Origin of the sequence: Endozoicomonas sp. ONNA2, assembly GCF_024606365.1 — a bacterium.
In the GTDB taxonomy this organism is placed as follows: Bacteria; Pseudomonadota; Gammaproteobacteria; order Pseudomonadales; family Endozoicomonadaceae; genus Endozoicomonas.
In genome coordinates, this window is sequence record NZ_JAHHPO010000203.1 from 1 (window position 1) to 1,408 (window position 1,408).

General features: G+C 44.2%; 2 protein-coding genes. Both read left to right on the forward strand.

Annotated features, from left to right (window positions below; translation table 11 throughout):
* The first annotated feature begins 508 nt into the window (after positions 1-508).
* Positions 509-1,024, forward strand: a complete 516-nt coding sequence (locus KDK14_RS03685; RefSeq protein WP_257263668.1) for a hypothetical protein — start codon at positions 509-511, stop codon at positions 1,022-1,024.
* Between the two features lie 176 nt (positions 1,025-1,200).
* Positions 1,201-1,408 (forward strand): hypothetical protein (locus KDK14_RS03690; RefSeq protein WP_257263669.1); only part of this gene is annotated, 208 nt, incomplete at its 3' end.

The following is a 1,408-nucleotide window of genomic DNA, read 5'->3' on the forward strand; positions in this document are numbered from 1 at the left end:
GCTCCTGCATCCATGCAGTCGTGCTTCGTTACAACTCCGGTCACATAGCTATGGCTATGCTTCCTCCGTTGTGCCTCGCATAGTACCAGCCCAAGTAGCCAGAAATATTCGATTCCATATGGCCAGCTACTTAGACTTATTTAACATATAAATAAACGATCGCTGCAACCAACGCAGCGATTTTGTTATGCTCCGTTTTCTCAGTTTTCTTTTTTTGCACTCTTTAATTTTAATAATTAAATCTGTTGTATTTCAGCCTGATTTCTTATTGTATCCGTTGGACGATAGTAATTCTAACCATCATGTTTTATTGAATAGTGATGTATCTCAATAGCTAATTGCTTTTAAAAACTGTTCTGAACTTTCATATTTCTACAGATGCTACCCGAATAACTGAAACCGCGTATGCTTTGCACGCAGCGGCTGGCACCCTTTTCCCGGACAGAGTAATATGATTTATTCTGAGACCAATCCATGGTTCATCAATCCATGTAATTAGAGCTGTTATATGAATGTTATCGAAACCAATGAGTTTAATTTCGCCACCCGATACAATCCGTCAACTGTAGTCACTTTTTCTAAAGAAAGTGAAGCCGGGCTTTCTGGCAAAAAAGTTTCTATTGATATGTGCACAAATGAAAGCCCCCAAATACCGGGACAAAACATCAGATACGATGGGCGATCACTAAAAACCCGAAAAACCGAGCATGTCCTGGCCACATTGTCAGCGATCGCAATGGGCAGTGGATTTGCGATAATCATTCCAGCCGCCTCTCAAATTGGGTGTTTCGCTCTGAGTGCCGCAGGTATGCTGTTAGGGGGGATGACAGGAGAGCCAGAAGGTCAGTTGATTGGTGCAGGGATTGGAGGCGCTATTGGGTATTTCACAGGCTTCAGCGTTACAGCCTGCCTTGCTCCCTACATAGTAGCAAAGGCTTACAATTTTGTTCTGGAGGCGTCTAATGGAACTGACTGTGAACGCTCAACACTTGCTGACAGAGTTGTGGCTTTCTATGAGCGATAAATTTTGAACCTGATCGGTTAGAAATCGGGAACAAAATCCTGCCCCCATTGTCAAAAGAAATTTCTGGACGAACTGCACGGCAGCCAACAATCATCATGCACTCCACACGCTGTGCTTTTCTTCCTTTCTTCCTGCCGCCATTGAGTCGCAGGGTATAAACAGGAGTTGTTACCATCATGATCAACGAATTAACACCAACCAGACCGGCGGATATTACTGTCCCTGATAATCCTGACAGTAAAGCTGACAGTAAAGCTAAAGTGTCAACGACCAAATGGCCGACAGCAGGGTTCTTATTAGGGTGCGCTGAAAAAGTCATCAAGCATATCCCTAACCCGGCATATTATGCGACATCCGCCCCCGCCCGCCTCATCACTTTGCTAA

Excerpts from the sequence above, each read along its gene's own strand:
- KDK14_RS03685 (WP_257263668.1), top strand. The coding sequence starts at position 509 with ATGAATGTTATCGAAACCAATGAGTTTAATTTCGCCACCCGATACAAT.